This window comes from Glutamicibacter sp. NPDC088483 (genome assembly GCF_044753145.1).
Taxonomy (GTDB): Bacteria; Actinomycetota; Actinomycetes; order Actinomycetales; family Micrococcaceae; genus Glutamicibacter.
In genome coordinates this window covers 280348-306862 of the sequence record NZ_JBIVMP010000001.1, presented here as the reverse complement: position 1 = coordinate 306862, position 26515 = coordinate 280348, and the positions used below count along the sequence as shown (strand labels likewise).

Here is a 26515-nt window from a genome sequence, read left to right as displayed (position 1 = left end):
CAGTGCCAAATCAGGATTCCCAGCGACCAGCATCCGAACGCCACGTTCCAGTACTTCTGGACCGATGCGTTAATTTGCTAGCTCCAGGTATTGAGCGAGCCAATGCTGAAGGCCGTCGGGCAATTGTGGTTGACTGCACCCTCGGGATGGGTGGGCACTCCGAAGCCATCCTTAAGCGGTTCGACAATTTGCACCTGATCGGTCTAGACCGTGACGAGCAGGCTCACGAACTTGCCGGTGCACGGCTCGCCACGTTCCAGGACCGCATCGACCTCGTGCACGCGGTGTATGACGAAATTGCGGATGTCGTAGAAGATCTGGGGTTCCCGGGGGTCGACGGCGTTCTGTTCGACCTTGGCGTTTCCTCGCTGCAGCTCGATGAGCGTGAACGGGGTTTCGCCTATTCGTATGATGCACCGCTGGACATGCGCATGGACACCTCTGTTGGCCCAACTGCCGAGGACCTGGTCAACGACTTGGAACGCGACGAACTGCTTCGAATTATTCGACAGTGGGGCGAAGAGAAGTTTGCTGGACGCATCTCGACGGCAATCGTCGAGGCACGCGCCAAGAGCCGCATCACTACCACTGCTGAACTAGTTGAAGTGATCCGCAGCGTTGTGCCCGCGGCGGCAGCTCGAAACCACGGACACCCGGCCAAGAGGACCTTCCAAGCATTGCGTATTGCAGTGAATGAGGAACTTGACGTCTTGGAACGTGCGATCCCGGCGGCAATGGGAGCTTTGAACGTCGGCGGAAGAGTCGTCGTGATGAGTTACCACTCCTTGGAAGACAAAATCACCAAGCGGCACTTCGTCCATGGATCTACCTCGTCGGCCCCTCCGGGATTCCCGGTAGAGCTGGACGAACACAAAGCTGAATACAAGGTGCTCACCAAGGGCACCGAGAAGCCAAGCGACCACGAAATAGCAGAAAATTCACGTGCAGCCTCAGCCCGCTTGCGAGCTGTGGAACGAGTGTTGAAGAGGAGCTAGCATGAGCCAACGAGCCCAGCGCCGCGTGCAGAAGACCGCAGCCGTGAACAACCAGCCTGTTGTCGACGGTAATACTGCGCGTGCAATGCGACCCGAGCCCGTCCCAGCTAGCAACCTGCCTAAAGGCGATTCGCGTCAGCGCGTAACTCTTTCGTTGGTTCCTAAGATGAACGAAACCAGCAAGCGCTCCATGTTCACAATGTCTGCGGTGCTCGTTGTCTTGGCATTCAGCGTGATCGTTACGCTGGTGCTGCTCAATACTTCTGTAGCTCAGCGGCAGTACGACATCGTGAACTTGCGTTCGCAAGAGCGTGCGCTTTCCCAAGAGAATCAGGCACTGCTGAAGGAGGCCCAGTCCTTGGCGGCGCCACAGGCACTGGCCGCCAAGGCAAAGGACCTCGGTTTGGTTTCGCCAGGTGCTCCAGGGCTGATCAGCCTGTCTGAGGGCAAGGTTGCCCAAGACGCTGAGAAGGCGGTCAAGGCAAAGAACAGCAAGCAGGAATACGGAACTATTCCGCTGCCGGGCGACAGCATCCGCAAGGGTGAAAGCAAAACTGAAGCCAACGCATCAAACACGCCGAAGACCACTGTGGGTAAAGCCTCAGCAGATTCACAGAAGGAGTCCGGTGCCACTGAAGGTTCCAAGGAACCAGAGGTGAAGCCGGAGAAAGCTGAACGTGAAGTTGCCAGTGATGGCCGCCCAGTGTTCAATGACGCTGAGCTTAACGGGGGCACGATCCCTGCACCAAGCATCAAATCCCCAGCAGAGTAGTTAGCCCTTTCTAAGCTAGATACAGGTGGCCTACGCTGCTGGAAAACCACGCTGAGGGAAAGTTAGGTTCTTTTGTGAGCTCGACGGCAATCGACACTGCGAAAAAGCGAATGCGCTTTGTGCTGCTCCTCTCCGTGGTTTTGCTGCTGGTGATCCTGGGCCGGCTGGTCTGGGTCCAGGGCATCAACTCGGCAACCATCGCCAACGCTGCACAGGAAAACCGCGAACGCGTTGAAAACATTGCGCCAAATCGAGGATCCATCGAAGACCGCAATGGCACCACCCTCGCCGTCTCAGTAGACCGCTATGATCTGGTCATCGACCAGCGCGAGCAGGGTGAGAACATTCGCCGTGCGAAGCGGGATGGAACCAATGGCCAGGAACGCATCACGTGGGACCAAGCCATTGACGAACTAGCCGATACCCTTGACCAGGACCGTGAGGAACTTGCCACGAAGGTTCGCCCGCAGGGCGAGGCCAAGCCCAAAGGGTACGTCATGCTCGCCAAGAGCGTGACCCCGGAAGTACGCAACGAAGTCCTCGAAATCGGTATTCCGCGACTTGCCTCATTGCTGCGCAGCGAACGCCAGTACCCGCAAGGCGTAATTGCAGGACCACTGCTGGGGTTCGTGCGCAACTCCGAAGACCAAACAGCCGTGGTGGGAGCCGAAGGCCTGGAACTGAGCCAGGAGGAACACCTGGCCGGTACGGCCGGCAGCCGCAAGTTCGAGATCAGCGCCGATGGCGTGCGCATTCCCGTCACCGAGGTCGAAGAAACCCCTGCAGTCGATGGCCAGGACGTCATCCTGACCATCGACTCGGACATCAACTACGTTGCCCAGCGTGCAGCAGAAAAGAAGCAAGCTCAGTTCAACGCTGAGTGGGTTTCCGTGGTCGTCATGAAAGCGGATACCGGCAAGATCCTCGCCATCGGCGACTCCGCTGAATTGGACCCGAATGATCCAGGCGCTACCAAGCCGGAGTTCCGCCGCTCCACCTCCATCACCCGTGCTTTCGAGCCAGGTTCCACCGGCAAGGCCGCGATCTTCGCGGCGGCCATCGACCAGGGCGGAGTGGATCCGCTGACGGAGATGCGTGTGCCGAATAAGAAGACGTTCACCAAGGAAACCATCAATGACTCGTTGGAACACCCAACGTACGACATGACGGTCTCGGGCATCTTCGCTCGTTCCTACAACACCGGCACCGTGATGGTCGGAAATACCATGAGTAAGCAGACCCGTTACGACTACATGCGTGCCTTCGGATTGGGTTCGCCCATCCGCGTCGGCTTGAATGGCGCTAGCGCTGGCCAATTGGCGCATCCCGATAATTGGGACCGCCGCCAGCAGTACACCACCATGTTCGGCCAGGGCTATTCGCAGACCGTGCTGCACACCGCTTCAATTTTCCAGTCCTTGGCCAACGGCGGCGTTCGCCTTTCGCCAAGCCTGATTGAGGGCTACCGCAACGAAGACGGTACCATCACCAAGATCCCCGCACCGGAAAAGAAGCGCGTGGTCAAGAAAAGCACCGCTGACGAAATGCTCAAGCTCATGGAATCGGTCGTTGACGACGGTACCGGCTACAAGGAGCGCATTCCCGGGTACCGCGTGGGCGGCAAGACCGGTACAGGCCAGGCGGCAAGCGCCAAGGGCTATGACGGATATACTTATTCCTTCGCAGGTGTCGCTCCCTTGGAAGATCCGCAGTTCGTCGTCGTGGCAACCATGTACAGGCCAAAGGGCAACTGGAAAGACTTCTCGGTAGCTGACACGTTTACCGATGTTATGAGCCATACTCTCAACACATTCAATGTGCCACCGAGCACGACAAAGTCAGAGGCGTATGACGTCTTTGTAGGTGAGGATCAGAAGAAATCTTGGTAGTCCAGAACCCCGACACTCCGCGTGAGCTAGAACGGTACCTACGCCCAGAGAGCATCGCCGGTCTTGGCTTCGACCAGCTCTGCGGCACAGCTGGCGCGGTGCGAACTGGAGCGCTGCTCAATGCCGCTCCGCAAATCCTCGGCGTCAGCCTCAACCCGCAGATCGTACAGAGCGGTGACGTCTTCCTGGGTATTTCCGGTGCCAAGCGCCACGGTGCCGAATTCGTGGAAACCGCCATCGGCAACGGTGCTGTCGCACTGATCACCGATACTGCAGGACTCGAATTCCTCAGCGATGACCTCTCGATCCCGGTGGCAGTCGTTGCAGATGTACGCAAATCCGCAGCCGTGATCGCGCAGAGCGTCTACGGAACCGACCAGCGCAGCCCGAAGCTGTTCGCTGTCACCGGCACCAACGGCAAGACCACCACAACCTTCATGATCCGCGCGATCCTGGACGCACTGGGTGAAGAAACCGGGCTGATCGGCACGATTGAGATGTCCGCCCGCGGGCAGATCATCCCCAGCGTGCTGACCACCCCGGAGTCCACCCAGCTGCACGGCGTGCTCTCGCGCATGGCGCAGCAGGAAGTCACGTCGGTGGCCATGGAGGTATCCAGCCACTCGCTGAGCTATGGCCGCGTTGATGCCCTGCGCTTTGCCGTTTCCGGTTACACCAACCTGACCCAGGACCACTTGGACCTGCACGGCACGATGGACGAGTACTTCGAAACCAAGGCCGAACTATTCACCGCGGAACGCTCCGAGCGCGCAGTGGTCATGGTAGACGATGAATACGGCCAGCGCCTGGCCGAGCGCGCCCTGGTGCCTACCGAGACCCTGAGCCTCGACGGCGAACACCCTTCGGCGCACTGGAGGGTTGCCGAACTGGCGCACTGCGGATTGGGCCACAGTTTCACCCTGGTGCACCGGGATGGGCGCCAGCTGCGGACCCGCACCCTGCTTCCAGGCATGTTCAACGTCGCCAACGGAGCGCTGGCGGCCTTGATGGTGCTGGCCGGCGGTGCGGACCTCGAAGCCCTGCAGCAGGCCTTGGACTCCAAGGATCCGCTGTCGGTCGCCGTTCCAGGGCGGATGCAGGTCGTAGCCGAATCTCCGGTAGCCGTAGTCGATTTCGCCCATAATTCGGATGCACTGGCAAAGGCTTTGGATTCCATCCGTCCGCGGGAGCAAGGACGCCGGATCGTCGTCTTCGGCGCCACCGGAGAGCGCGATAAGACCAAGCGCCCGGATATGGGAGCGGTGGCAGCCCGCCACGCGGATATCGTCATTGTGACCGACGACGACCCGCACAGCGAAGACCCGGCTCCGATCCGCGCCCAGGTTGCCGCCGGAGCACAGCAAGTTCTCGATTCCGAGCGTCCGCAGGTGCAGCTTCACAACATCGCGCCACGCGCCAAAGCCGTAGAGTTCGCTGTGAGTTTGGCCGAAGCCAACGACGCGATTCTCGTGGCCGGGCGGGGACATGAAGTCAGCCAAGACGTCGCGGGAATTGACGTGGAACTGGATGATCGAGTGGAACTAGCGAAAGCACTGAATCTTCATGGATTTGTGACCAATTCCTAGAACGTACAAGTCCACTATCGCCACCGCTCAAGTGTAAAGTCCTTATTGCCATGATTGAACTGTCTCTGACCGACCTGCTGGAAATCACCGGCGGAAAAGCGACTGCTACAGCCGCCTCCGACACGGTGATCACTTCCGTGACCACTGACTCGCGCGAAGTCGTCCCGGGTGCCTTATTCGTCGCCAAGCCCGGAGAATTCTCCGACGGGCACGCCTTTATCGACCGTGCACGCGCCGCCGGCGCAGTGCTGGCCCTAGCCGAACGCATTACCCACGATGAAGACCGCAGGGAACACCCGGCGATCATCATTGAAGACGCGGTAGAAGCAATGGGCAAAATTGCCGCGCACATCGTTGCCCTTCTCAAGGAAAAGAACGACGCCAAGGTCGTGGGAATCACCGGTTCGGCCGGCAAGACCACCACCAAGGACCTGCTCGCCGGTATTCTGTCGCAAGTGGCGCCGACCGTGTCGCCAATCGGCTCGTACAATGGCGAAGTCGGCGTCCCGCTGACGGTATTCAGCGCCACCGAAGAGACCAAGTACTTTGTCATCGAGATGGGGGCCACCGGCATTGGCCACCTGACGTACCTGACAGATATGGTGCACCCGCAGGTCGGTGTCGTGTTGTGCGTCGGTACCGCCCACGCCGGCGAATTCGGCGGGGTGGAGAACATCGAGAAGGCCAAGGGCGAACTCGTTGAAGCCCTGCCAGCCGATGGCACGGCCATCTTGAATGCTGAAGACCCCCGCGTGGCACGCATGGAGTTGCGTTCCGGGGGAGTCGTGCGCTTCTTCGGCACCGGAAAGAACAAGCCGGAAAACGCTGGGGTCTGGGCCACCGACGTTGTTGTTAATTCCCACGGGCAGCCAGAGCTCACTCTTGAATTCCCTGGCGGCTACAGCAAGCGCATCACCTCGGGCCTCCTGGGACGCCATCACGTCTCGAATATCCTCGCCGCGGCGAACGCTGCACTGGCCCTGGATATCGCCCCGGAAGTGATCGCCGCAGGCCTGGAAGGCCGCGCTGCCGGCAGCCGCTGGCGCATGGAGCGCATCGAGCGCGCTGACGGCGTGAGCATCATCAACGACGCGTACAACGCGAACCCTGAATCAATGCGCGCTGCGCTGGTGACCCTGGCCGAATTGGGCCTGGGCGCCGACGGCGCACCGGGCCGACGCACCTGGGCAGTCCTGGGCGAAATGCTGGAACTGGGCGATGACAGCATCCACCAGCACGACCTGCTGGGCCGCATGGCAGTTCGCATGAACATCAAGAAACTTGTAGTGGTAGGCCGTGGCGCAAAGCCCGCCTACAACTCCGCTGTGCTCGAAGGCAGCTGGGGCGACGAGGCCTTCTACGTTGAAGACGTAGATGAGGCACGCGCGCTGCTGCAAGAGCAGCTTCAGCCAGGCGACATCGCCTTGTTCAAGTCCTCTAACGGGGCCGGTCTACGCTTCCTCGGCGACGACATTGCAGCATTCGCGAAGGAAGGCGACAACGCATGATCGCATTGATTCTGGGGGCCGGCATTGCCCTCGTGCTGACCATGGTGGCCATGCCGCTGTACATCCGCCTGCTCACCAAGAAGCAATACGGCCAGGTCGTGCGCGACGACGGGCCGAACTCGCACGCCATCAAGTCCGGCACCCCGACCATGGGCGGAGTGGTCTTCGTCCTGGCCGTGTTCGTGGCGTACTTCGCCACCCATGGCATCCTTTCGCTCATGGGACGCACTTCTTCGGGAATTACCGCCAGCGGAATGCTGGTCCTGATGCTCTTCGGCGGCATGGGACTGGTCGGCTTCCTCGATGACTTCATCAAGATCTTCAAGAAGCGCTCATTGGGCTTGCGCGCCTGGCAGAAGATTGTCCTGCAGGCATTCTTCGGCATCAGCTTCGCCGTGCTGGCCTTGCAGTTCCCCAATGACCAGGGCCTGACTCCGGGCTCTACCGCGATCTCCTTCCTGCGCGACACCAACATCGACCTGGCCTTCGCAGGCCCGATGCTGGGCATGATCCTGTTCGTGCTCTGGGCGAACTTCATCGTTACCGGTGCTACCAACGGCGTGAACCTGACCGATGGCCTGGACGGACTGGCTACCGGTGCCTCGATCATGGTCTTCGGCGCCTACACCCTGATGGGAATCTGGCAGCAGAACCAGGCCTGCAGCAACATGGACTCGCTGGACGTCTGCTACTCGGTACGCGACCCGCAGGACCTGGCCCTGCTGGGGGCCACCCTCTCCGGTGCGCTGATCGCCTTCCTCTGGTTCAACGCCAAGCCGGCGAAGATCTTCATGGGCGACACCGGATCGCTGGCCATCGGCGGCGCCGTGGCTGCCTTCGCGATCCTCTCGCGCACCCAGCTGCTGCTGGTGGTAATTGCCGGCCTGTTCGTGATCATCTCCCTGTCGGTGATCATCCAGGTGGGCTACTTCAAGCTCTCGGGCGGCAAGCGCGTGTTCAAGATGGCGCCGCTGCAGCACCACTTCGAGCTTTCGGGCTGGTCCGAAGAAAACGTTGTTATCCGATTCTGGATCCTTGCCGGCCTGTTCGTGGCCGCGGGCCTGGGTCTCTTCTACTCTGAATGGGTTGTCGCACTGTGAGCGTAGACGCTGGCAAATCTCTTGACTCGCTAACCAGCTGGGATGCTGATTGGAAAGGCCTGCGGGTAGTCGTCGCCGGACTGGGACTCTCCGGATTCTCTGCGGCCGACACCCTCATCGAGCTGGGTGCCATCGTCACCGTCATCGACGGCCGCGATGACCAGCTGAACCAGCAACGTGCCGAGACGCTGAAGATCGTCGGGGCCCATGAGGTGCTGCTGGGCGACGGGAACGTCCAGGCCCTGCCGTTGGTCGATGGCAAGCCGGCCCAGCTGGTCATGGTTTCCCCAGGCTGGAATCCCCGTAATCCGGTCATCGCAGAGGCCGAGTCCGAGGGCATCGAGATCTGGAGCGATATCGAGCTGGCTTGGCGCGTGCAGAACCGTGCCGGCCACACAGCACCACAGTGGCTGGCGATTACCGGCACCAACGGCAAGACCACCACTGTGGGCATGACCGAGGCGATCCTGCGCGCCGATGGGCTGAAGGCCATCGCCGTCGGCAACGTCGGCACCCCGATCCTGGATGCCGTACGCGAACCGGTGCACTATGACGTATTCGCCGTCGAGCTCTCCAGCTTCCAGCTGCACTACACGCATAGCATTTCTCCGCTTGCCTCGGTGGTCTTGAACCTGGCCGAAGACCACGTGGACTGGCATGGCGGCTTCGACAACTACAAGGCCGCCAAGGCCAAGATCTACGAACGCACCCAGGTAGCAGCGATCTTCAACGCCGCCGATGAGCGCACCATCACCATGGTGGAAAACGCGGAAGTCATCGAAGGCTGCCGTGCTATCGGCTTCACCACCGATACCCCAGCAGTATCGATGGTGGGTGTTGTCGAAGGCCTGCTGGTGGACCGCGCCTTCATCGAAGAGCGCAAGACCAGTGCCGTGGAACTGATCGCCCTGAAGGACATCGGCGAGATTGTTCCGCGCCACACCGCCGCGAACGCGGCTGCCGCGGCGGCTCTGACCCGCGCGTACGGAGTGAATGCAGAAGCTGTCGCTGCGGGTTTGGCGAACTTCGACTCCGGCGATCACCGGATCCAGGCCGTCGCCCGCAAGAACGACATCCTGTGGATCAATGATTCCAAGGCCACTAATCCGCATGCGGCCGATGCTTCGTTGGCCGCATTCACCCGTGTGGTCTGGATCGCCGGTGGCTTGTCCAAGGGCGTGGAATACGGCGACTTGATCGCCAAGCACGCGCAGCGCCTGGCCAAGGTCTTGCTCATCGGCACCGACACCGCCGGTTTGCGCCAAGCACTCGCTGCCCACGCGCCAGAGGTTGAAGTCATCGACATCACCGGAGCAGCGCAGGGCGGTGACGGTTCGGTTCCAAGCGGCGCCCAGGTCATGACGCGTGCGGTCTCCAAGGCTGCCGAAGTAGCCGAAGCAGGGGATACCGTGCTCATGGCTCCGGCCGCGGCCTCGATGGACCAATTCAGTTCCTACGCCCAGCGTGGCAACGCATTTATCGCTGCCGTCAGTGATCTGATGGATAAAACTGGCGAAGACCAGTAATCGAAAGCTGACCGAATAAACGACACCGAGGCAGGAGGCACCGATGGCGATGAAAATGAACAAGAAGCCAGCAGGTTCCAAAGCCGAACTCCCTTGGTACGTGAGATTCGGCAGGATGCTCGGAACCGTCGAGAACTCCAGCGGCCGCATGGCTTCCACGGACTACTGGCTGGTGCTCGTGGGCTCCATCGTGCTGGCCGTTTTCGGTGTGGTCATGGTCCAGTCATCGGCGTCGGTTGAAGCGATCGCGAAGGGCAGGGACGGTTTCACCGTGGCGCTGTCCCAGGGTGGCTTTGCCGCCTTGGGTATTCTCTGCATGCTGGTCATGCAGCGGATCAAGCCGGAAACGCTGAAGCGGCTGGCCTGGCCTTCCGTTATTGCGGCAGTGGTCCTGTTGTTCCTCGTGGCGTTCACGCCATTGGGCCATACGGTGCTCGGCAACCGAAACTGGATCCGCATCGGCGGCTTCGGCCTGCAGCCCAGCGAGTTCGCCAAACTGGCGTTGTCTGTTTTTGCCGCGTTCATGCTGGAAAAGAAGCAGCATCTGCTGCACGACATCAAGCATTTGGTCGTCCCAGTGGTTGCCCCGGTGGGGGTCTTCATTGTTGGCCTCATCGTGGTCGGCAAGGACGTAGGTACAGCGCTGGTCTTGTTGATGATCATTGCCTCGGCGATGTTCTTGGGCGGCATCCGGATGAAGTGGCTGGCGGCGTTTTCGGTGGTCGGTGTCCTGGGCCTGTCCGTGGCGATCTTCGCTTCCTCCAACCGCCGCCAGCGCATCCTCGCTTGGCTTGATACCGATTGCGGCCCGAGCAGCGACCTTTGCTACCAGGCCAGCATGGGCCTTCACGCCTTTGCCTCCGGCGGCTGGTTCGGTGTGGGCGCAGGCCAGTCCCGCATGAAGTGGTCCTATGTGCCTGAGGCGCAGAACGACTTCATCTTCTCCATCCTGGGTGAAGAGTTCGGCCTGATCGGCGTGCTGTTCGTCCTGGTCATGTTCATGCTGCTGGCCTTGGCGATGTATCGCATTGCAGCACGCGCCAAGGACTTGTACACCAAGGTGCTCATGGGTTGCCTGATGTCCTGGGTCATCGGCCAGACCTTCGTGAATCTGGGTACCGTCACCGGCGTACTTCCCGTGATCGGTGTTCCGCTGCCGTTCATTTCCTCCGGCGGCTCGGCGATGCTCGCCATCATGCTGGCAATGGGCTATGTCCTCTCCTCGGCCCGGGCACAAAAACTTGAATTCGAAGCAATGCTGGAAAAGAAACCGGCAAAGAGCAAGAAAACCAAATAGTGCGCCGCTATCGGCCGCTATCAGAAGCAGAGGCCCATCGCTGAATCTGCGGTGGACGTTGATCCTGCCCATTGGCAGGACGAAGGAGTACAGCAACAGATGAGCGAAGCACTTCGTCTAGTCGTCGCCGGCGGCGGAACTGCCGGCCATATCTCGCCCATGCTGGCCATAGCTGATGCCGTGAAGGCCGAGCATCCCGAAGCAATGGTCACAGCACTGGGTTCTCCCGGTGGTCTGGAAACCAAGCTGGTGCCGGAAGCCGGCTACCCGCTCGAACTCATCCCCAAGGCCCCGATGCCACGCAGCATCAACGTGGATCTGCTCAAGTTCCCTTTCCGTTTCATCAAGGCCATTAACAACGCCAAGAACGTTCTGCGCACTACCAAGGCCGAGGCCGTCCTGGGCGTCGGCGGTTATGTCTGCACCCCGGCATATCTTGCCGCGAAGCAGCTGAAGCTGCCGATCTTCGTGCATGAGGCCAACTCCGTTGCCGGCATGGCAAACAAGCTCGGGGCAAAGAACGCGGCATTCGTCGGAACCACTTTCGCCAACACCGGGCTGCCCGGTGAGATGCAGGTGGGCATGCCGATGCGCTCCAACGTTGCCACCATGGACAAAGCCGCGCTGCGAGGCGAAGCACGCGGGTACTTCGGTATCACCGGGCAGAAGCCGGTACTTCTGGTCACCGGTGGATCCTCCGGAGCGCAGAGCATCAATACCGCCATCGAGCAGTCCCTGGACGAGCTGAACGCAGCTGGCATCCACACTATCCACATCACCGGACGCGGAAAGCAGATTCTGGACGCCTCGGGCAATCTGCTGTCCCATGAAGGCTACAGCCAGACCGAATACGTGGACCGCATGGACTACGCCTACGCCGTCGCGGATTTGATGATCTGCCGCTCCGGCGCGGGCACCGTCTGCGAACTGGCCGTAGCTGGCACCGCCTCGGTACTGGTTCCGCTGCCCATCGGCAACGGCGAGCAAAAGCTCAACGCCCGTGAGCTGGTCGCTGCCGGGGGAGCCGTCCTGGTTTCCGACGCGGAGTTCACAAAGTCCTATATCACCGAAAATGTCATCAATCTGCTGACCGATCAGCATAAAATTGAAAAGATGTCTCAAGCCGCTGCCTCATTGGGGCAGCGCGACGCCGCGCAGATCATGGCGCGACGGATTATTGATGAAGTTTCAACCCGCCGCCGTGCGGGTCAGGAAGGCTAGAACCATGGCACTGCGAGCCGACGAACTGAACGCCGATCTGGGCAAGGTACACCTGATGGGTGTAGGCGGGGTTGGCGTATCAGCGGTTGCACGGCTGCTGCTCGACTACGGCCTGGCTGTCTCCGGCACCGATGCCAAGGATCTCCCGGTGCTCGATGGCTTGCGTGAGCGCGGCGCGCGCATCCACGTAGGCTACGACCCAGCGAACCTCGGCGACGCCGACACCGTGGTGATCTCCTCGATCATCAAGGCCGGAAACCCGGAATACGACGAGGCACTGCGCCGCGGACTGCGCATCTTGCACCGCTCCGAAGGCCTGGAAGCAACCATGCGCGGCCACGAGAAGATCGTGGCCATCGCCGGTACTCACGGCAAGACCACCACCACTTCGCTGACCGCCCATATGCTCAAGACCATTGGCGCGCGTCCGAGCTTCGCCGTGGGAGCGAATATTCCAAGCCTGGGCACCAACGCCGAGCTTGGGTCCGGATCCTACTTCGTGGCCGAAGCGGACGAATCCGACGCTTCCTTCCTCAACTACCGGCCGGATGCCATCATCGTGACCAACGTCGAAGCCGACCACCTGGATCACTACGGTACCGCTGAAGCAGTGCACCAGGCCTTCGTCGACTTCGCCCGGCTATTGCCGGCAGACGGCTTGCTGATCTGCTGTGCAGATGATGAGGGTTCCAACGACCTGGCGCACAAGATGCGCGCAGAGCGTCCGGAAATCCGCGTGCAGACCTACGGCTTCAGCGATCACGCCGACCGCCGCCTTTCCGATGCCCGCGCCACCGAAGACGGCCGCTTCACCGCAACCATCGAATGGGGCAGCGGACAAAGCCGCGTCCTGGATCTGGCAGTGCCCGGCCAGCACAACCTGCTTAATGCTGCCGCCGCATTGTCTGTCGGCATTGATGCAGGTGTGGACGTTGACGAAGCGCTGCAGGCGCTCTCCAGTTTCTCCGGGGCAGCTCGCCGATTCGAATTCAAGGGTGAAGCCGCAGAGGTCCGTGTCTACGACGACTACGCGCACCACCCGACCGAGGTGCAGGCAGCGCTGACCGCCGGCCGTACGGTGGCCGGCACCGGCCGGCTGCACATTGTCTTCCAGCCGCACCTGTTCAGCCGTACCCAAGAGTTCTTCCGCCAATTTGCCCAGGCCTTGTCCCTGGCCGATTCGGTGGCCGTGCTGGATATCTACCCGGCACGTGAAGAACCTATCGATGGCGTGGACAGCGAACTGATCGCATCGCGCATCGAGGTTCCTGCCCAGGTACTTTCGCCGGCAGCCGCTGTAGCGCACGTGGTTGAGCAGTCCGAGCCGGGCGATGTCATCATGACCATTGGCGCCGGCGATGTCACAGCGCTAGGTCCAGACATCGTCAAGTCGCTGAGCTGACGAATTCCGTCCCGAGTCCGAGGCCATCGCAGTTGGTCCACTTCCGTCTACCAAGGTGATCCATGGGTGAAGCAGCAAAAGTCGTAGAACTTCCGGAGAGCCCGGAGAAAAAACGGCGCAAGATCCTGATTATTCTCGCGGCATGCATCGTCGTGCTCAGCCTCGCTGCGGTTTTGATCTTGAGCTTCTCACCGGTGATCGCTGCCAAGAAGATCGAAGTAACCGGCACCAAGCTGGTCAATTCCGAGAAGCTGGGGAAGTCCCTTCAACCATTGAAGGGCGTTCCGCTGCCGCGGATCTCTGAATCGAGGGTCCAGGAGCTGATCGGCGAGCAGCCGGCCATCGACGAAATCGTGGTCAAGGCCCAGATGCCCAACACCTTGGTCGTTGAGGTAATCGAAGCTGTGCCGGTGGCCATCTTGCTGGAGGGCAAGAAGCAGTACCTGGTCTCCGAGACCGGCAAGAAGCTTCGTACCGTCGGCAAGAATGACAAGGACAAGTTGCCCAAGATCAAGGCCACCGACGTTACTGCTGATCCGGAGCAGTTCAAGCTGCTGACCGGAATCTTGAGCACCGTTGACAAGAAAGTGCTCAAGGAAGTCTCAACGGCATCCTTGTCCAAGGCAGGGTTCGCCGAACTGGCGTTGCCGAAGAACCGTACTTTGATTTGGGGAGACGCCAAGAAAGCGGCCCTGAAAAATGAAGTGGCGACGATCTTCTTGAAAGAGCTTGAGAAAAAGCACGCGGCCAAGACGACCATCGACGTCACCAACCCAGAAAATCCCGTGGTCTATTAAGTCGCGGTGCTCTGGGCGCGGGAAGACCAATAAGCCAAGAAATTCTGGAAAGATAGTTTTGAATAAGCGACACGCCTAGGCGGTCGTTGCAGAAAGACCACACGACTCATAGCGTTTCTAATAACGACAGCTTGACAGAATCTTAACCTTAAGGCTAAAGGTGAAGGTCTTTAGCTGGAGTCGTGAAATATGTAGCACATCTAACAAGGGAAGCGGGACGTGGCAGCTCCACAGAATTACCTCGCGGTCATTAAAGTCGTCGGAATCGGCGGTGGCGGTGTAAACGCAGTCAATCGAATGATCGAAGTCGGTCTCAAGGGCGTAGAGTTCATCGCCATTAACACCGATGCCCAGGCTCTGCTTATGAGTGATGCCGACGTCAAACTCGACGTAGGACGCGAACTGACTCGTGGCCTGGGCGCTGGCGCCAACCCTGATGTGGGACGCCAGGCAGCGGAAGATCATGTAGAAGAAATCGAAGACGTCCTGCGCGGCGCGGACATGGTCTTCGTGACCGCTGGCGAAGGCGGCGGTACTGGTACCGGCGGCGCGCCGGTCGTGGCCCGCATTGCCCGCTCGCTTGGCGCGCTGACCATCGGCGTGGTCACCCGTCCATTCACCTTCGAGGGTCGCCGCCGCGCTAACTCCGCCGAGTCGGGCATCGAAGCCCTGCGCGACGAAGTGGATACCCTCATTGTGATCCCGAACGATCGACTGCTGTCGATCTCGGATCGCAACGTATCGGTGCTCGATGCATTCCGCCAGGCAGACCAGGTTCTGCTCTCCGGCGTGCAGGGCATTACCGACCTGATCACCACCTCGGGCCTGATCAACCTCGACTTCGCCGACGTGAAGTCCGTTATGCAGGGCGCAGGCTCGGCATTGATGGGCATCGGTTCGGCGCGGGGCGAAGACCGTGCAGTGAAGGCAGCGGAGCTGGCTATTGCCTCGCCACTGCTCGAAGCTTCTATCGATGGCGCCCACGGCGTCCTGCTCTCCATCCAGGGCGGCTCCGACCTCGGCTTGTTCGAAATCAACGAAGCTGCACGCCTCGTGCAGGAAGTTGCCCACCCGGAAGCCAACATCATCTTCGGTGCCGTCATTGACGACGCCTTGGGCGACGAAGCACGTGTCACCGTGATTGCAGCCGGCTTCGACGAGCCAGATGTCACCAGCAAGCCAATGGCACCGGTCGCAGCAAAGCCAGCTGTCTCCGCGCGCCCGGCTGAGCAAGTGCCAGCGAGCATTCCCGAAACACCAGCACCTGCTGCAACCGAAGCTGCGAAGCCAGCCCAGGTTGCTCATGAGAAGCCAGCTGCCGCAGAGCAGGCTAGCTCCTTCCAGGACCTTCCAGATGTTGTCGACTCGGACCTGAACGGTTCGAACGACGACCTGGATGTCCCGGACTTCCTGAAGTAAAAACAGCAAGAAGCTGAGCAGTGCTACATTTCGCGTCGAACCTCGATCCGAGCATCCAACTGGCATTCACATCGCAGGCTGAGGGAAACCTCGCCCTGCACGTGAATGACGATCCCCGCCTTGTGGCGGAGAATCGAGCCAAATTGGAGGACTTGATCGGGGTTCGACGCTTCTCGCTTAACTTCATGAACCAGGTGCACTCCGCCGATGTATATGAGGTCACGCCGGTGCGGCGCACCTCGTGGCTAGAGCCGGCAGCGCCAACCTGCGATGGATTGCTGGACCCAACTGGCACCCAGCCCCTGGCAGTGATGGTCGCCGACTGCCTTCCGGTGCTCTTTGTCGGAAGAAACACGCGCAATGGGCAAACCCTGAGTGCCGCAACCCATGCCGGCCGGCGCGGGCTGCTCGACGGGATCCTGGCAAAAACGGTCCAGGGCCTGAAAGCTCATGGTGCCGACACAGTGGAAGCCGTGATCGGCCCTTCGATCTGCGGCCGATGCTATGAAGTTCCAGAAAGCATGGCCCAGGAATCCGAAGAGTTGCGCACCGGGATTCGCACCACGACTCGCTGGGGGACCCATGGGCTAGACCTTCCGGCCTCAGCCGAACAAGAACTGCGCGGCCTCGGGGTGGACGTCCGGCAATCCGGTGTCTGCACCTTGGAAGACGAAAGCTACTATTCCTACCGGCGTTCAAGCCGTGCAGGACGACTTGCCGGACTCATCTGGACCGCCGCGTAGGCGTGCGCGACACACCGCCAAGAATTGATCGAATGAACGATGCCTGCATTATTTTGTGCGGTAGCGTCGAAGTAGCGGAAGCGTGCAATGGGGTTGCATGCATGGGATAAACGAGGAGAAACATCGTGGCTGACGGACTGCGTAAGGCAATGGTATATCTCGGCTTGGCGGACGCCGTCGAGCAGGAAGAGACCCAGACACAACACGCTGAGCCCAAAACCCAGGTTCGGGTAGTTGAGGACACAGCTCCAAAGCGACCTGCCGAAGCCCCACGCCCACAGCCTGTTGCAAGGCAGGCTGCGCCGCAAACTCAAGCTAGAGAACCAGAGACGGAATACCGAGCTCCGGTCACCCCTATTAAGCGTGCCCCTTCAGTACGGGATGAGGATTCCGAATTGCGTCAGATTACTACCGTCCACCCTCGTTCTTATAACGATGCCAAGATCATCGGTGAGAACTTCCGTGACGGCATCCCGGTGATTATGAATGTCACCGACATGGGTGAAACCGATGCCAAGCGCCTCGTCGACTTCTCGGCCGGTCTTGTTTTCGCCCTGCACGGCTCCATTGAGCGAGTCACGAACAAGGTCTTCTTGCTCTCACCAGCGACCGTTGAGGTCCTCGGTGAAGATCGCAAGCAGTCCGAAGCGCAAGCAACCTTCTTTAATCAGAGCTAAGACACCAGGAGCACAAGCACAAAATGGTGTTCGGGATCATCTATCTCGCCTTAGCCATCCTCCAGATTCTGCTCTTAATGAGAATTGTGTTGGATGTAACGGAAAGCTTTGCTCGCCACTGGCGACCCAAAGGCATCGCATTGATTGTCGCAAGTGCAATCGTGTCGATTACCGATCCTCCGCTGCGCTGGTTGCGCCGGAAGATCAAACCCCTGGATCTCGGCGGAATCCGTCTTGACCTGTCCTTTCTTGTGTTGTTCATCGTCGTAATCATTCTTAAAGCGGTGGTAGCCAACCTGGGCCTCAGGACAGGGATCTGATTAGGGCATTTCCGTGCTTCACGGGGATTGTCCTGAGCAGTCAAAAGCTGTAGATTCAAATAATAAGAGACTCGCGCGTAAGCTCGATTTCGTAATAATTGTCCAAATCGTTATATCCTTTAGGAAATGGTGCTCCGACTTCACCGGTCGCGACACTGACAAAAACGGTAAGTGTTTCGCAAGGCAAGACAATGGTCGTGCGGAAATGATCCCAGTATTGAGGTGACCCAATGGCTCTGACGCCAGAAGACGTAGTCAATAAGCGGTTTCAGCCGACCAAGTTCCGTGAAGGCTACGACCAAGACGAGGTAGATGACTTCCTCGACGAAATCGTTGTGGAGCTGCGTCGCCTAACCGGTGAGAACGAGGCTCTGCGCAGCCGCCTTGCCGAACTTGGCGAAGATGCGGGTTCGGTATCGAAGGAGCAGGCTGTTCCTGCACCTGTTTCGGCCGCTCCAGTTACTCCTGCTGCTCCAGCTGCTAAGCCAGCTGAAGAGAAGAAGGCAGAAGCTAAGCCTGCAGAGCCAGCGAAGGCAGAAACCCCAGCTGCCAAGCCAGCTGAGGAAAAGAAGGCAGAAGCTAAGCCAGCTGCCGCTGAGAAGGCACCTGCAGCTCCGGCCGCAGCAGCAGCGCCAGCTGCAACTCCTCGCTCCGAATCCGCAGAGTCGGCAGCCAACGTGCTGTCCATGGCTCAGCGTCTGCACGACGAGTACGTCGCTGCCGGTGTCGAGCAGCGCGACAAGATCATCTCCGAAGCGAAGACCGAAGCTAACACCTTGGTCACCACCGCTGAAGAGAAGAGCCGCAAGACCTTGTCGGCCTTGGAGCAGCAGAAGTCGGTTCTGGAGCGCAAGCTCGAGCAGTTGCGTGGCTTCGAACGCGATTACCGTGCTCGCCTGAAGACCTACATCGAAGGACAGCTGCGTGACCTTGAGTCCCAGGGTTCGATCGATGCTGGTGCGGCAGGCAAGACCAGCTAGTCGCTGACAGTTTATAACTTGATCTAGCTATCAAGTAAGATCAACGGTGGTGAACGGATACATTCCGATCACCACCGTTGACGTTTAAGAGGAAATAATGGGTACCACTGTGGACGCAGTTCAATCCGGAAACGCGGGCGCGAAGGCGAAGAAATACGTTGGCCTTGGCCTCGTGATCGCTCTGATCGCGCTGGTACTGGACCAAACCGTCAAAATTGCCGTTGAACAGAACATGCGGCTTGGCCAATCGATTGAAGTGATTCCCGGATTCTTCAACATCCACTACATCCTGAACCCTGGTGCCGCCTTCTCCATCGGCGAAGACTTCACCATAGTCTTCGCGATCCTGCAATCGGCAGTCGCGGTCTACGTCATTTACCTGTTTTTCCGCAAGGTGCTGTCCAGAAGCTGGGCCATAGCCCTGGGCTGCCTGCTCGGCGGTGTCCTGGGCAATGTCGTGGACCGGCTGTTCCGTGAACCGGGCTTCGGATTCGGCCATGTGGTAGACATGTTTTCCGTCACCCACTTCGCTATCTTCAACGTCGCCGACTCCTTCATCGTCTGTTCCATGATCGCGGTGGCGTACATGCTCATCCGCGGGCGCAACCTCGATGGCAGCATTGGCGATCCTCCAAAGAAAGACAAGTCCAACAAGGACGAAGCAGAACCAAACGCATGATCTCGAACGAAACCACCATTCACGAACTGCTGGTTGACCCAGCCGATGCCGGCGCACGCCTTGACGCCTATATCTCCCGGTCCCTGCAGATCCCGCGCACCTTGGCTTCGAGCCTTTGCAAGGATTCGCAGATCCAGGTCAACGGACGAACCATTGCCAAATCTCTGAAGATCAAGACGGGGGACCAGCTGGTAGTCACCATCCCGCCGCAGGCAGACCCATTAGAAATTAAGGTTGAGAAAGTGGAAGAGCTGAAGATTATCGCGGACGACGATGACTATGTGGTCATCGACAAGCCCGTGGGTGTCGCAGCCCATCCATCCCCGGGGTGGGTGGGCCCGACAGTTGTCGGCGCACTCATGGCCGAGGGCTACAACATCACCACTTCCGGTGCCGCCGAACGCCAAGGCATAGTGCACCGCTTGGACGTGGGCACCAGCGGCCTGATGGTCGTGGCGAAAACCGAACGCGCCTACACCGAACTGAAGCGCGCCTTCAAGGAACGCACCCCCAAGAAGATCTACCATGCGGTGGTGCAGGGCCTGCCTGACCCGCTGGAAGGCACCATCGACGCGCCGATCGGGCGCCACCCGGGCCATGACTGGAAGTTCGCTGTCCTGGATGGCGGGCGGGACTCGGTCACCCACTACAAGGTGATCGAGGCCTTCGGCCGCGCCTCGCTGGTCGAGGTGCAACTGGAAACCGGGCGCACCCACCAGATCCGCGTCCACTTCTCAGCCTTCGGGCACCCTTGTGCCGGAGACCAGACCTACGGAGCGGATCCCAAGCTGGGTGCCGCTCTGGGCCTGACCCGGCAGTGGCTGCATGCAAAACGTCTTGGATTCACCCATCCGGTCTCCGGCCAGTGGATGGAATACGAAAGCGAATATCCTGCGGATCTGGCAGGCGCCGTCGAGCTGCTGCGCGAAGGCGGATACTGAGTTCCAAGGTGCTGTTGGCCACTGGCCGGCAGCACCTTGTGTCGTGCTAGCCACAGCACCGCGCCGGGGTGGGCCCAAGTCCGGGTTTGATCGCTAGACTGGTTGGGTGAGTGCTACACGTGACGGATTTGTCCATCTTCATACCCACACCGAATACTCCATGCTGGACGGTGCGGCGCGCCTAGGCGAACTCTTCGCCGAAGCTAACCGGCAGGGCATGGAAGCCATGGCGATTACCGACCATGGCTACCTGTTTGGTGCCTTCGATTTCTGGCGCCAAGCCACCGGAGCTGGCGTTAAGCCGATCATCGGCGTAGAAGCCTATGTCACCCCGGGCACCGCGCGCGACGACAAGACCCGCGTGAAATGGCGTACCGACGAATCGCAAAAGGGCGATGACGTTTCCGGTGGCGGCCTGTACAACCACATGACCCTGCTCTCGTACAACAACAAGGGCATGGACAACCTTTTCAAGGGTTCGTCCCGCGCCTCGCTGGACTCCGTGTTCGGCAAATACCCGCGCTGGGACCGCGAGCTGCTCAACGAGCACCACGAAGGCCTCATTGCCACGACCGGCTGCCCTTCGGGTGAAGTCCAGACCAAGCTTCGCCTGGGCCAGTACGATGCGGCGAAGGCGGCCGCGGCTGAACTGCAGGATTTATTCGGCAAGGAAAACTACTTCTGCGAGATCATGGACCACGGTCTGGAGATCGAACGCCGCATCACCAAGGACCTGCTGCGCCTGGCCAAGGAACTGGGCATTCCGCTGGTGGCTACCAACGACCTGCACTACACCCATGAATCCGATGCCAAGGCCCACGAGGCGCTGCTGGCCATCAACTCCGGCTCCACGCTTGACGAGCCCACCTATGACCAGGGCGGCAGCCGCTTCGCTTTTTCCGGCACCGGCTACTACCTGAAATCGGCGCGCGAAATGCGCGATTTGTTCAAGGAATTTCCCGAAGCCTGCGACAACACCCTGGCGATCGCCGACCGGGTCGAGGTCTCCTTCGACACGAACGCCAACTACATGCCGAAATTCCCTTGCCCGCCGGGGGAGGACGAAACCAGCTGGCTGATCAAGGAAGTCGACAAGGGACTGCACTACCGCTACCCGAACGGCATCCCAGAAGCTTCGCGCAAGCAGGCAGACTACGAGCTGGACGTCATCATCAAGATGGGCTTCCCGGGATACTTCCTGGTGGTGGCCGACTTCATCAACTGGTCCAAGGACCACGGCATCCGTGTTGGCCCGGGGCGTGGTTCGGGTGCAGGCTCCATGGTCGCCTACGCCATGCGCATCACGGACCTCGATCCGCTGGTGCACGGCCTGATCTTCGAGCGTTTCCTGAACCCGGAACGTGTTTCCATGCCCGACTTCGATGTCGACTTCGATGATCGCCGCCGTTCCGAGGTCATCAAGTACGTGACCGAGAAGTACGGTGATGAGCGCGTATCGATGATCGTGACCTACGGTTCAATCAAGACCAAGCAGGCGCTGAAGGACTCATCGCGCGTGCTCGGCTACCCGTTCAGCATGGGCGAGACCCTGACCAAGGCGCTGCCGCCGGCGGTGATGGCCAAGGACATCCCGCTGAACGACATCGAGAACCCGCAATCCAAGCGCTATTCGGAGGCGGGGGACTTCCGCAACCTGGTGGCCAATGACCCGGAGGCGGCCCGCGTCTTCGAGACGGCCAAGGGCCTGGAAGGCCTGAAGCGCCAGTGGGGCGTGCACGCCGCCGGCGTGATCATGAGCTCCGACCCGATCATCGACGTCATCCCCATCATGCGGCGCATCCAGGATGGACAGGTCATTACCCAGTTCGACTACCCGACCTGTGAAGGCCTGGGGCTGATCAAGATGGACTTCCTGGGGTTGCGCAACCTCACCATCATTTCCGATGCCCTGGAGAACATCGAGTACAACACCGGCACCAAAATCGACCTCGAGACCCTGAGTATCGAGGACCCCGAGGCCTACAACCTGCTGGCCCGCGGCGACACCCTGGGCGTGTTCCAGCTCGATGGCGGTCCCATGCGCTCGCTGCTGAAGATGATGCGCCCCGATAACTTCGAAGACATCTCCGCAGTGATCGCGCTGTACCGTCCGGGCCCGATGGGCGCCAACTCCCACACCAACTACGCCCTGCGAAAGACCGGGTTGCAGGAAGTCACCCCAATCCACCCGGAGCTCGCTGAACCGCTGGCAGAGATCCTCGGCGGCACCTACGGCCTGATCGTGTATCAGGAGCAGGTTATGGCTATTGCGCAGAAGCTGGCCGGCTACTCGCTGGGCCAGGCCGATATCTTGCGCCGTGCCATGGGCAAGAAGAAGAAGTCGGAACTGGATAAGCAGTTCGCCGGCTTCAAGCAGGGCATGAACGACAACGGCTACTCGGACGCCGCCGTGCAGACCCTGTGGGACATCTTGCTGCCATTCTCCGACTACGCGTTCAACAAGGCCCACTCGGCCGCGTACGGCGTGGTCTCCTACTGGACCGCCTACCTCAAGGCGCACTACCCGGCCGAATACATGGCCGCGCTGCTGACCTCGGTGGGCGATGACAAGGACAAGCTGGCACTGTACCTGAACGAATGCCGCCACATCGGCATCACCGTGCTGCCGCCGGATGTCAACGAATCGGCGTTGAACTTCACCCCAGTGGGCAAGGATATCCGCTTCGGCATGGGCGCCATCCGCAACGTCGGCACCAATGCGGTGGCCGGCATGGTCGAGGCCCGCACGGAGAAGGGCAACTACAACGACTTCAACGATTTCCTGGGCAAGGTCCCGGCCGTGGTCTGCAACAAGCGAACCATTGAATCGCTGATCAAGGCCGGTGCCTTCGACTCCATGAAGCATCCACGCCGGGCGCTGGTGGCCATCCACGAAGAGGCCGTGGATTCGGTGATCCAGGTCAAGCGCAACGAGGCGGCCAACCAGTTCGACCTGTTCAGCGCCCTGGGCGCGGATGAGTCCTCGGAGTCGATGCACGTGGCGATCCCCGACATGCCCGATTGGGACAAGAAGGAAAAACTGGCCTACGAGCGCGACATGCTCGGCCTGTACGTTTCCGACCACCCGCTGCAGGGACTGGGCTCGGCCCTGGACCAGTACGCTGACATGCCGGTCACGCACGTGCTCTCGGATGACGGCCCGCAGGATGGCCACATTATTTCCATCGCCGGCATGATTTCCGGTCTGCAGCGGCGCATCGCCAAGAAGAGCGGCAACCCGTATGCGCGCTGCGAGATCGAAGACCTCTCCGGTTCGATGGAGGTCATGTTCTTCGGCCAGGCCTACCAGCCGATCGCCGAGATCCTGGCCGATGACCTGATCGTGGTCATCAAGGGGCGCGTGCAGCGCCGCGATGACGGCTCCATCACCCTGAACGCGCAGGAAATGATGATCCCGGAAATTTCCGAGGATGCCAACGGGGGACCGGTAGTCATCGGCATTCCGACACACAAGGCCACCGAAACCCTGGTGCAGAAGCTGGGTGATGTGCTGCGCACGCACAGTGGCAACACCGAGGTGCGGGTGAAGCTCACCGGCAGCCGCGGCACCTCGCTGCTGCGCCTGGGCATGAACTTCAGGGTAAACCCCAATCCTGCCCTGTTCGGCGATTTGAAGGTGCTGCTGGGCCCGCACTGCCTGGACGTATAGGTAATCGGATCACGGCTTGGATGACCGTGGAAGGTAACTAATGAACCTTCCCCGGTCATCGGCGTTAAACTAGGTAGGTGAGCACTATTCCAGAAACCGAATTCTCAGCACTCGCCACCCTTGATTGGCGCAACGAATCCCTGGGCTACGCACAGCTGAAAGCCAAGCTGCCGCGCCCGGAGATGAACTCCCAGACCGCTGCCGAAACCGTGCAGCAGATCATCGATGATGTCCGCGCCCATGGCATGGAAACACTCAAGGACCTGGCCCAGCGCTTTGACCACGTTGAGCTGGAACATACCCGTGTGCCGCAGCATGAGCTGGACCGCGCCCTGGAAGAACTGGACCCGCAGGTCCGCCTGGCGCTGGAAGAATCCATTGACCGCGCCCGCGTATTCGCCAAGGCCCAGCGCCCCGACGACGCCGAAGTCCGCTACGCTACCGGGGCAACTGTCACCCAGCGCTGGGTCCCGGTGCGCCGCGTCGGCCTGTACGTGCCAGGTGGCCTGGCCGTCTACCCGTCCTCGGTCATCATGAACGCCGTACCTGCCCAGGCAGCCGGCGTCAACTCGCTAGCCCTGGCCAGCCCGCCGCAGAAGGAATTCGCCGGACTGCCGCACCCCACCATCCTGGCTGCCGCCAAGCTGCTGGGCATCGACGAGGTGCACGCCATGGGCGGTGCCCAGGCTGTTGCCGCGTTCGCCTACGGGGTGGACCTGCCGAACGATGAGCGTGGCGGGATCGAACCGGTTGACGTGATCTCCGGTCCAGGCAACGTGTTCGTGGCAACCGCCAAGCGCTTGGTCAAGGGCGTGGTAGGCATTGACGCTGAAGCTGGTCCTACGGAAATCGCGATTCTTGCCGACAAGGGAGCTAACCCGGGCTTCGTCGCTGCCGATATGATTTCGCAGGCAGAACACGATGCCAACGCCGCGGCCGTGCTGATTACCGATTCACCTGAACTGGCTGCTGGCGTGCGCAAGGAACTCATGGTGCAGGTTGCCGCCACCAAGCACTCCGCCCGTGTGACAGAGGCACTGTCAGGATCCCAATCTGCCGTCATCTTGGTCAAGGACCTGGAGCAGGGGATCGAGGTGTGCAACGCCTACGCCGCCGAGCACCTGGAAATCATGGTGGCCGAGGCGGAATCCACCGCGGCCCGCATCACCGCTGCTGGCGCCGTGTTTGTCGGCGCCTATGCCCCGGTTTCGCTGGGCGACTACTGCGCAGGATCCAACCACGTGCTGCCGACCAGTGGCACCGCGCTGCACGCCTCGGGGCTGAACGTGAATACCTTCTTGAAAGCCATCCAGGTGATCAACTACGACAAGGCCGCGCTGGGCGAAGTGGCCGCTCACGTGATTAATCTTGCCAATGCCGAGGACCTGCCAGCCCATGGAGACGCGGTCGCGGTGCGAAACGCGCAATAGACGCTAAACTGTTAGGTGACATGAGTTGATTCTTGCCACCATGGGTGAACCGAGAATGCTTCTTAGGCTACAGATGGAGGTGCCGTGAACTGCCCGTATTGCCGCAATGCGGATTCCCGAGTGGTCGATAGTCGAGTTGCCGACGACGGCGTCTCGATCCGCCGCCGACGCCAGTGCACGGCTTGTTCGCGCCGTTTCACCACCACCGAAACTGCCAGCCTCAACGTGCTCAAGCAGTCCGGTGCCGTAGAACCGTTCTCGCGCAACAAGGTCATTAACGGTGTTCGCAAGGCCTGCCAGGGCCGCCCGGTCACCGATCACGATCTTGCCGTCCTGGCCCAGGAAGTCGAAGAGGCAGTCCGGACCTCCGGGGCTGCTGAAATCCCGGCCCACCAGGTGGGCTTGGCCATCTTGGAGCCATTGTCGCGCCTCGACGAGGTCGCTTACTTGCGCTTTGCCAGTGTCTACCACAACTTCCAGTCGCTGACTGATTTCGAGACCGCCATTGCCCGGCTGCGCGATCGCCGTGGCAAGGTTCCGCAGGGAAACCAGCGTCCGCTCTCGGCCGACTAGCAGTTTTCGCATAGAGCAAACGCCAGTGCCCCAGACCTTTCGAGGTCGCGGGCACTGGCGTTTGGCGTAGGCGTCGCAGCGGCTATGGCAGGGTGAGAATTTCCGCGCCATCGTCGGTGACCAGCAGGGTGTGCTCGAACTGCGCGGTGCGCTTCTTGTCCTTGGTGGTCACGGTCCAGTCGTCTTCCCACATGTCCCATTCGACGGTGCCCAAGGTGAGCATCGGCTCGATGGTGAAAACCATGCCCGGCTCGATGGGAGTGTTGTAGGCCGGCGCCGCATCGTAGTGCGGGATGATCAAGCCGGAATGGAAGGCCTCGCCGACGCCGTGGCCGGTGAAGTCGCGGACCACGCCGTAGCCGAACCGCTTGGCGTAGGTTTCAATGCTTCGGCCGATCACATTGATCTCACGCCCTGGCATCACGGCCTTGATAGCGCGCTTCAGCGAGTTTTCGGTGCGCTCGACCAGCAGGCGCGATTCTTCATCCACGTCACCGACCAGGAAGGTGGCGTTGTTATCTCCGTGAACGCCACCGATGAAGGCGGTGATATCGATATTGATGATGTCGCCATCTTGCAACACGGTGGTGTCCGGGATGCCGTGGCAGATGACCTCGTTCAACGAGGAGCACAGCGACTTGGGGAATCCGCGGTAGCCCAGGGTTGACGGGTAGGCGTTGTGATCCATGAGGAATTCGTGGCCAAGCCGATCGAGCTGGTCGGTGGTGGCTCCCGGCTGGCAAGCCTTGCCAACTTCCTGCAGTGCCTGAGCGGCAATTCTTGAAGCTATGCGAATGCGTTCGATGACTTCTGGGCTCTTGATTTCCGAAGCCGTGTTGCTGGCAGGTTCCTTCTTGCCAACGTATTCGGGGCGTTCAATGTGTCTCGGTACCGGAAGTTCCGGGGAGACCGTGCCGGCGGTGAGATTTCCAAGGGGTGCAGTTGAAGCAATAGCCATGCTTTTATTCTAGCTTCACGTATCTGCCGCTT

22 protein-coding genes are annotated in these 26515 nt (G+C 60.3%); 21 read left to right on the top strand and 1 reads right to left on the bottom strand.

The features are described 5' to 3' along the window. The first annotated feature begins 2 nt into the window (after nucleotides 1-2). The 21 genes from rsmH (at nucleotide 3) to nrdR (ending at nucleotide 25525) form a co-directional block, all read left to right on the top strand. Nucleotides 3-995: a 16S rRNA (cytosine(1402)-N(4))-methyltransferase RsmH gene (rsmH, locus tag ACIP6G_RS01475; RefSeq protein ID WP_400288281.1), complete on the top strand. Its 993-nt coding sequence runs from the start codon at nucleotides 3-5 to the stop codon at nucleotides 993-995. 1 nt (nucleotide 996) lies between these two features. Further along, nucleotides 997-1767 carry a hypothetical protein gene (locus tag ACIP6G_RS01470; protein ID WP_105656806.1) on the top strand — a complete coding sequence of 257 codons (771 nt, stop codon included), beginning with the start codon at nucleotides 997-999 and terminating at the stop codon, nucleotides 1765-1767. A 74-nt stretch (nucleotides 1768-1841) separates the two neighbouring features. Beyond that, on the top strand, nucleotides 1842-3656 hold the full coding sequence (locus tag ACIP6G_RS01465) for a peptidoglycan D,D-transpeptidase FtsI family protein (RefSeq protein WP_400288280.1): 1815 nt from the start codon (nucleotides 1842-1844) through the stop codon (nucleotides 3654-3656). Continuing rightward, on the top strand, nucleotides 3650-5242 hold the full coding sequence (locus tag ACIP6G_RS01460) for a UDP-N-acetylmuramoyl-L-alanyl-D-glutamate--2,6-diaminopimelate ligase (RefSeq protein ID WP_400288279.1): 1593 nt from the start codon (nucleotides 3650-3652) through the stop codon (nucleotides 5240-5242). The genes ACIP6G_RS01465 and ACIP6G_RS01460 overlap by 7 nt, the downstream gene beginning before the upstream one ends. Before the next feature lie 50 nt (nucleotides 5243-5292). After that, a complete protein-coding gene (gene murF / locus ACIP6G_RS01455; protein WP_400288277.1) occupies nucleotides 5293-6750 on the top strand; it encodes a UDP-N-acetylmuramoyl-tripeptide--D-alanyl-D-alanine ligase in 1458 nt (485 codons plus the stop codon). Beyond that, complete coding sequence (gene mraY / locus ACIP6G_RS01450) at nucleotides 6747-7850, top strand: phospho-N-acetylmuramoyl-pentapeptide-transferase (RefSeq protein ID WP_105656803.1); 1104 nt, start codon at nucleotides 6747-6749, stop codon at nucleotides 7848-7850. Before murF ends, mraY begins: the two co-directional genes overlap by 4 nt. Further along, a complete protein-coding gene (gene murD, locus ACIP6G_RS01445) occupies nucleotides 7832-9376 on the top strand; it encodes a UDP-N-acetylmuramoyl-L-alanine--D-glutamate ligase (RefSeq protein WP_400288276.1) in 1545 nt (514 codons plus the stop codon). The genes mraY and murD overlap by 19 nt, the downstream gene beginning before the upstream one ends. 43 nt (nucleotides 9377-9419) lie before the next feature. Continuing rightward, complete coding sequence (ftsW, locus tag ACIP6G_RS01440) at nucleotides 9420-10673, top strand: putative lipid II flippase FtsW (RefSeq protein ID WP_400288274.1); 1254 nt, start codon at nucleotides 9420-9422, stop codon at nucleotides 10671-10673. A 99-nt stretch (nucleotides 10674-10772) separates the two neighbouring features. Next, nucleotides 10773-11894 carry an undecaprenyldiphospho-muramoylpentapeptide beta-N-acetylglucosaminyltransferase gene (gene murG / locus ACIP6G_RS01435; protein WP_400288273.1) on the top strand — a complete coding sequence of 374 codons (1122 nt, stop codon included), beginning with the start codon at nucleotides 10773-10775 and terminating at the stop codon, nucleotides 11892-11894. Nucleotides 11895-11898: 4 nt separating this feature from the next. Next, the gene (gene murC, locus ACIP6G_RS01430; RefSeq protein WP_400288272.1) at nucleotides 11899-13296 is read left to right on the top strand and encodes a UDP-N-acetylmuramate--L-alanine ligase; all 1398 of its coding nucleotides are present in this window, start codon (nucleotides 11899-11901) and stop codon (nucleotides 13294-13296) included. A gap of 62 nt (nucleotides 13297-13358) precedes the next feature. Then, complete coding sequence (locus tag ACIP6G_RS01425) at nucleotides 13359-14093, top strand: FtsQ-type POTRA domain-containing protein (RefSeq protein WP_332730616.1); 735 nt, start codon at nucleotides 13359-13361, stop codon at nucleotides 14091-14093. 219 nt (nucleotides 14094-14312) lie between these two features. Continuing rightward, entirely contained in the window at nucleotides 14313-15512 is a 1200-nt protein-coding gene (gene ftsZ / locus ACIP6G_RS01420; RefSeq protein ID WP_105656797.1) for a cell division protein FtsZ, read from the top strand. A gap of 20 nt (nucleotides 15513-15532) precedes the next feature. After that, a complete protein-coding gene (locus ACIP6G_RS01415; protein ID WP_400288270.1) occupies nucleotides 15533-16255 on the top strand; it encodes a polyphenol oxidase family protein in 723 nt (240 codons plus the stop codon). 125 nt (nucleotides 16256-16380) lie between these two features. Beyond that, on the top strand, nucleotides 16381-16932 hold the full coding sequence (locus ACIP6G_RS01410) for a cell division protein SepF (RefSeq protein ID WP_105656795.1): 552 nt from the start codon (nucleotides 16381-16383) through the stop codon (nucleotides 16930-16932). A 23-nt stretch (nucleotides 16933-16955) separates the two neighbouring features. After that, nucleotides 16956-17252, top strand: coding sequence for a YggT family protein (locus tag ACIP6G_RS01405; RefSeq protein ID WP_105656794.1), 297 nt, complete (start codon nucleotides 16956-16958; stop codon nucleotides 17250-17252). 230 nt (nucleotides 17253-17482) lie between these two features. Further along, nucleotides 17483-18232, top strand: coding sequence for a DivIVA domain-containing protein (locus tag ACIP6G_RS01400; RefSeq protein WP_105656793.1), 750 nt, complete (start codon nucleotides 17483-17485; stop codon nucleotides 18230-18232). Between the two features lie 97 nt (nucleotides 18233-18329). Further along, complete coding sequence (gene lspA, locus ACIP6G_RS01395) at nucleotides 18330-18911, top strand: signal peptidase II (RefSeq protein ID WP_332485981.1); 582 nt, start codon at nucleotides 18330-18332, stop codon at nucleotides 18909-18911. After that, a complete protein-coding gene (locus tag ACIP6G_RS01390; protein ID WP_400288267.1) occupies nucleotides 18908-19852 on the top strand; it encodes an RluA family pseudouridine synthase in 945 nt (314 codons plus the stop codon). Before lspA ends, ACIP6G_RS01390 begins: the two co-directional genes overlap by 4 nt. A gap of 106 nt (nucleotides 19853-19958) precedes the next feature. Beyond that, nucleotides 19959-23522 (top strand): DNA polymerase III subunit alpha, encoded by a 3564-nt coding sequence (gene dnaE, locus ACIP6G_RS01385; RefSeq protein ID WP_105656790.1) that lies wholly within the window; start codon nucleotides 19959-19961, stop codon nucleotides 23520-23522. A gap of 77 nt (nucleotides 23523-23599) precedes the next feature. Continuing rightward, nucleotides 23600-24952, top strand: coding sequence for a histidinol dehydrogenase (hisD, locus tag ACIP6G_RS01380; RefSeq protein WP_400288266.1), 1353 nt, complete (start codon nucleotides 23600-23602; stop codon nucleotides 24950-24952). An 84-nt stretch (nucleotides 24953-25036) separates the two neighbouring features. Continuing rightward, nucleotides 25037-25525: a transcriptional regulator NrdR gene (nrdR, locus tag ACIP6G_RS01375; protein ID WP_105656788.1), complete on the top strand. Its 489-nt coding sequence runs from the start codon at nucleotides 25037-25039 to the stop codon at nucleotides 25523-25525. A gap of 82 nt (nucleotides 25526-25607) precedes the next feature. Here the strand turns inward: nrdR and map are convergent, their stop codons facing one another. Further along, nucleotides 25608-26483, bottom strand: a complete 876-nt coding sequence (map, locus tag ACIP6G_RS01370) for a type I methionyl aminopeptidase (RefSeq protein ID WP_400288264.1) — start codon at nucleotides 26481-26483, stop codon at nucleotides 25608-25610. Between the last annotated feature and the right edge of the window lie 32 nt (nucleotides 26484-26515).

Coding starts and splice junctions, on each gene's coding strand:
- murD (WP_400288276.1), top strand. CDS start 7,832: ATGGGTTGTCGCACTGTGAGCGTAGACGCTGGCAAATCTCTTGACTCG.
- murC (WP_400288272.1), top strand. CDS start 11,899: ATGGCACTGCGAGCCGACGAACTGAACGCCGATCTGGGCAAGGTACAC.
- murF (WP_400288277.1), top strand. CDS start 5,293: ATGATTGAACTGTCTCTGACCGACCTGCTGGAAATCACCGGCGGAAAA.
- ACIP6G_RS01400 (WP_105656793.1), top strand. CDS start 17,483: ATGGCTCTGACGCCAGAAGACGTAGTCAATAAGCGGTTTCAGCCGACC.
- murG (WP_400288273.1), top strand. CDS start 10,773: ATGAGCGAAGCACTTCGTCTAGTCGTCGCCGGCGGCGGAACTGCCGGC.
- lspA (WP_332485981.1), top strand. CDS start 18,330: ATGGGTACCACTGTGGACGCAGTTCAATCCGGAAACGCGGGCGCGAAG.
- ACIP6G_RS01425 (WP_332730616.1), top strand. CDS start 13,359: ATGGGTGAAGCAGCAAAAGTCGTAGAACTTCCGGAGAGCCCGGAGAAA.
- ftsW (WP_400288274.1), top strand. CDS start 9,420: ATGGCGATGAAAATGAACAAGAAGCCAGCAGGTTCCAAAGCCGAACTC.
- mraY (WP_105656803.1), top strand. CDS start 6,747: ATGATCGCATTGATTCTGGGGGCCGGCATTGCCCTCGTGCTGACCATG.
- map (WP_400288264.1), bottom strand. CDS start 26,483: ATGGCTATTGCTTCAACTGCACCCCTTGGAAATCTCACCGCCGGCACG.
- ACIP6G_RS01470 (WP_105656806.1), top strand. CDS start 997: ATGAGCCAACGAGCCCAGCGCCGCGTGCAGAAGACCGCAGCCGTGAAC.
- ACIP6G_RS01390 (WP_400288267.1), top strand. CDS start 18,908: ATGATCTCGAACGAAACCACCATTCACGAACTGCTGGTTGACCCAGCC.
- ACIP6G_RS01405 (WP_105656794.1), top strand. CDS start 16,956: ATGGTGTTCGGGATCATCTATCTCGCCTTAGCCATCCTCCAGATTCTG.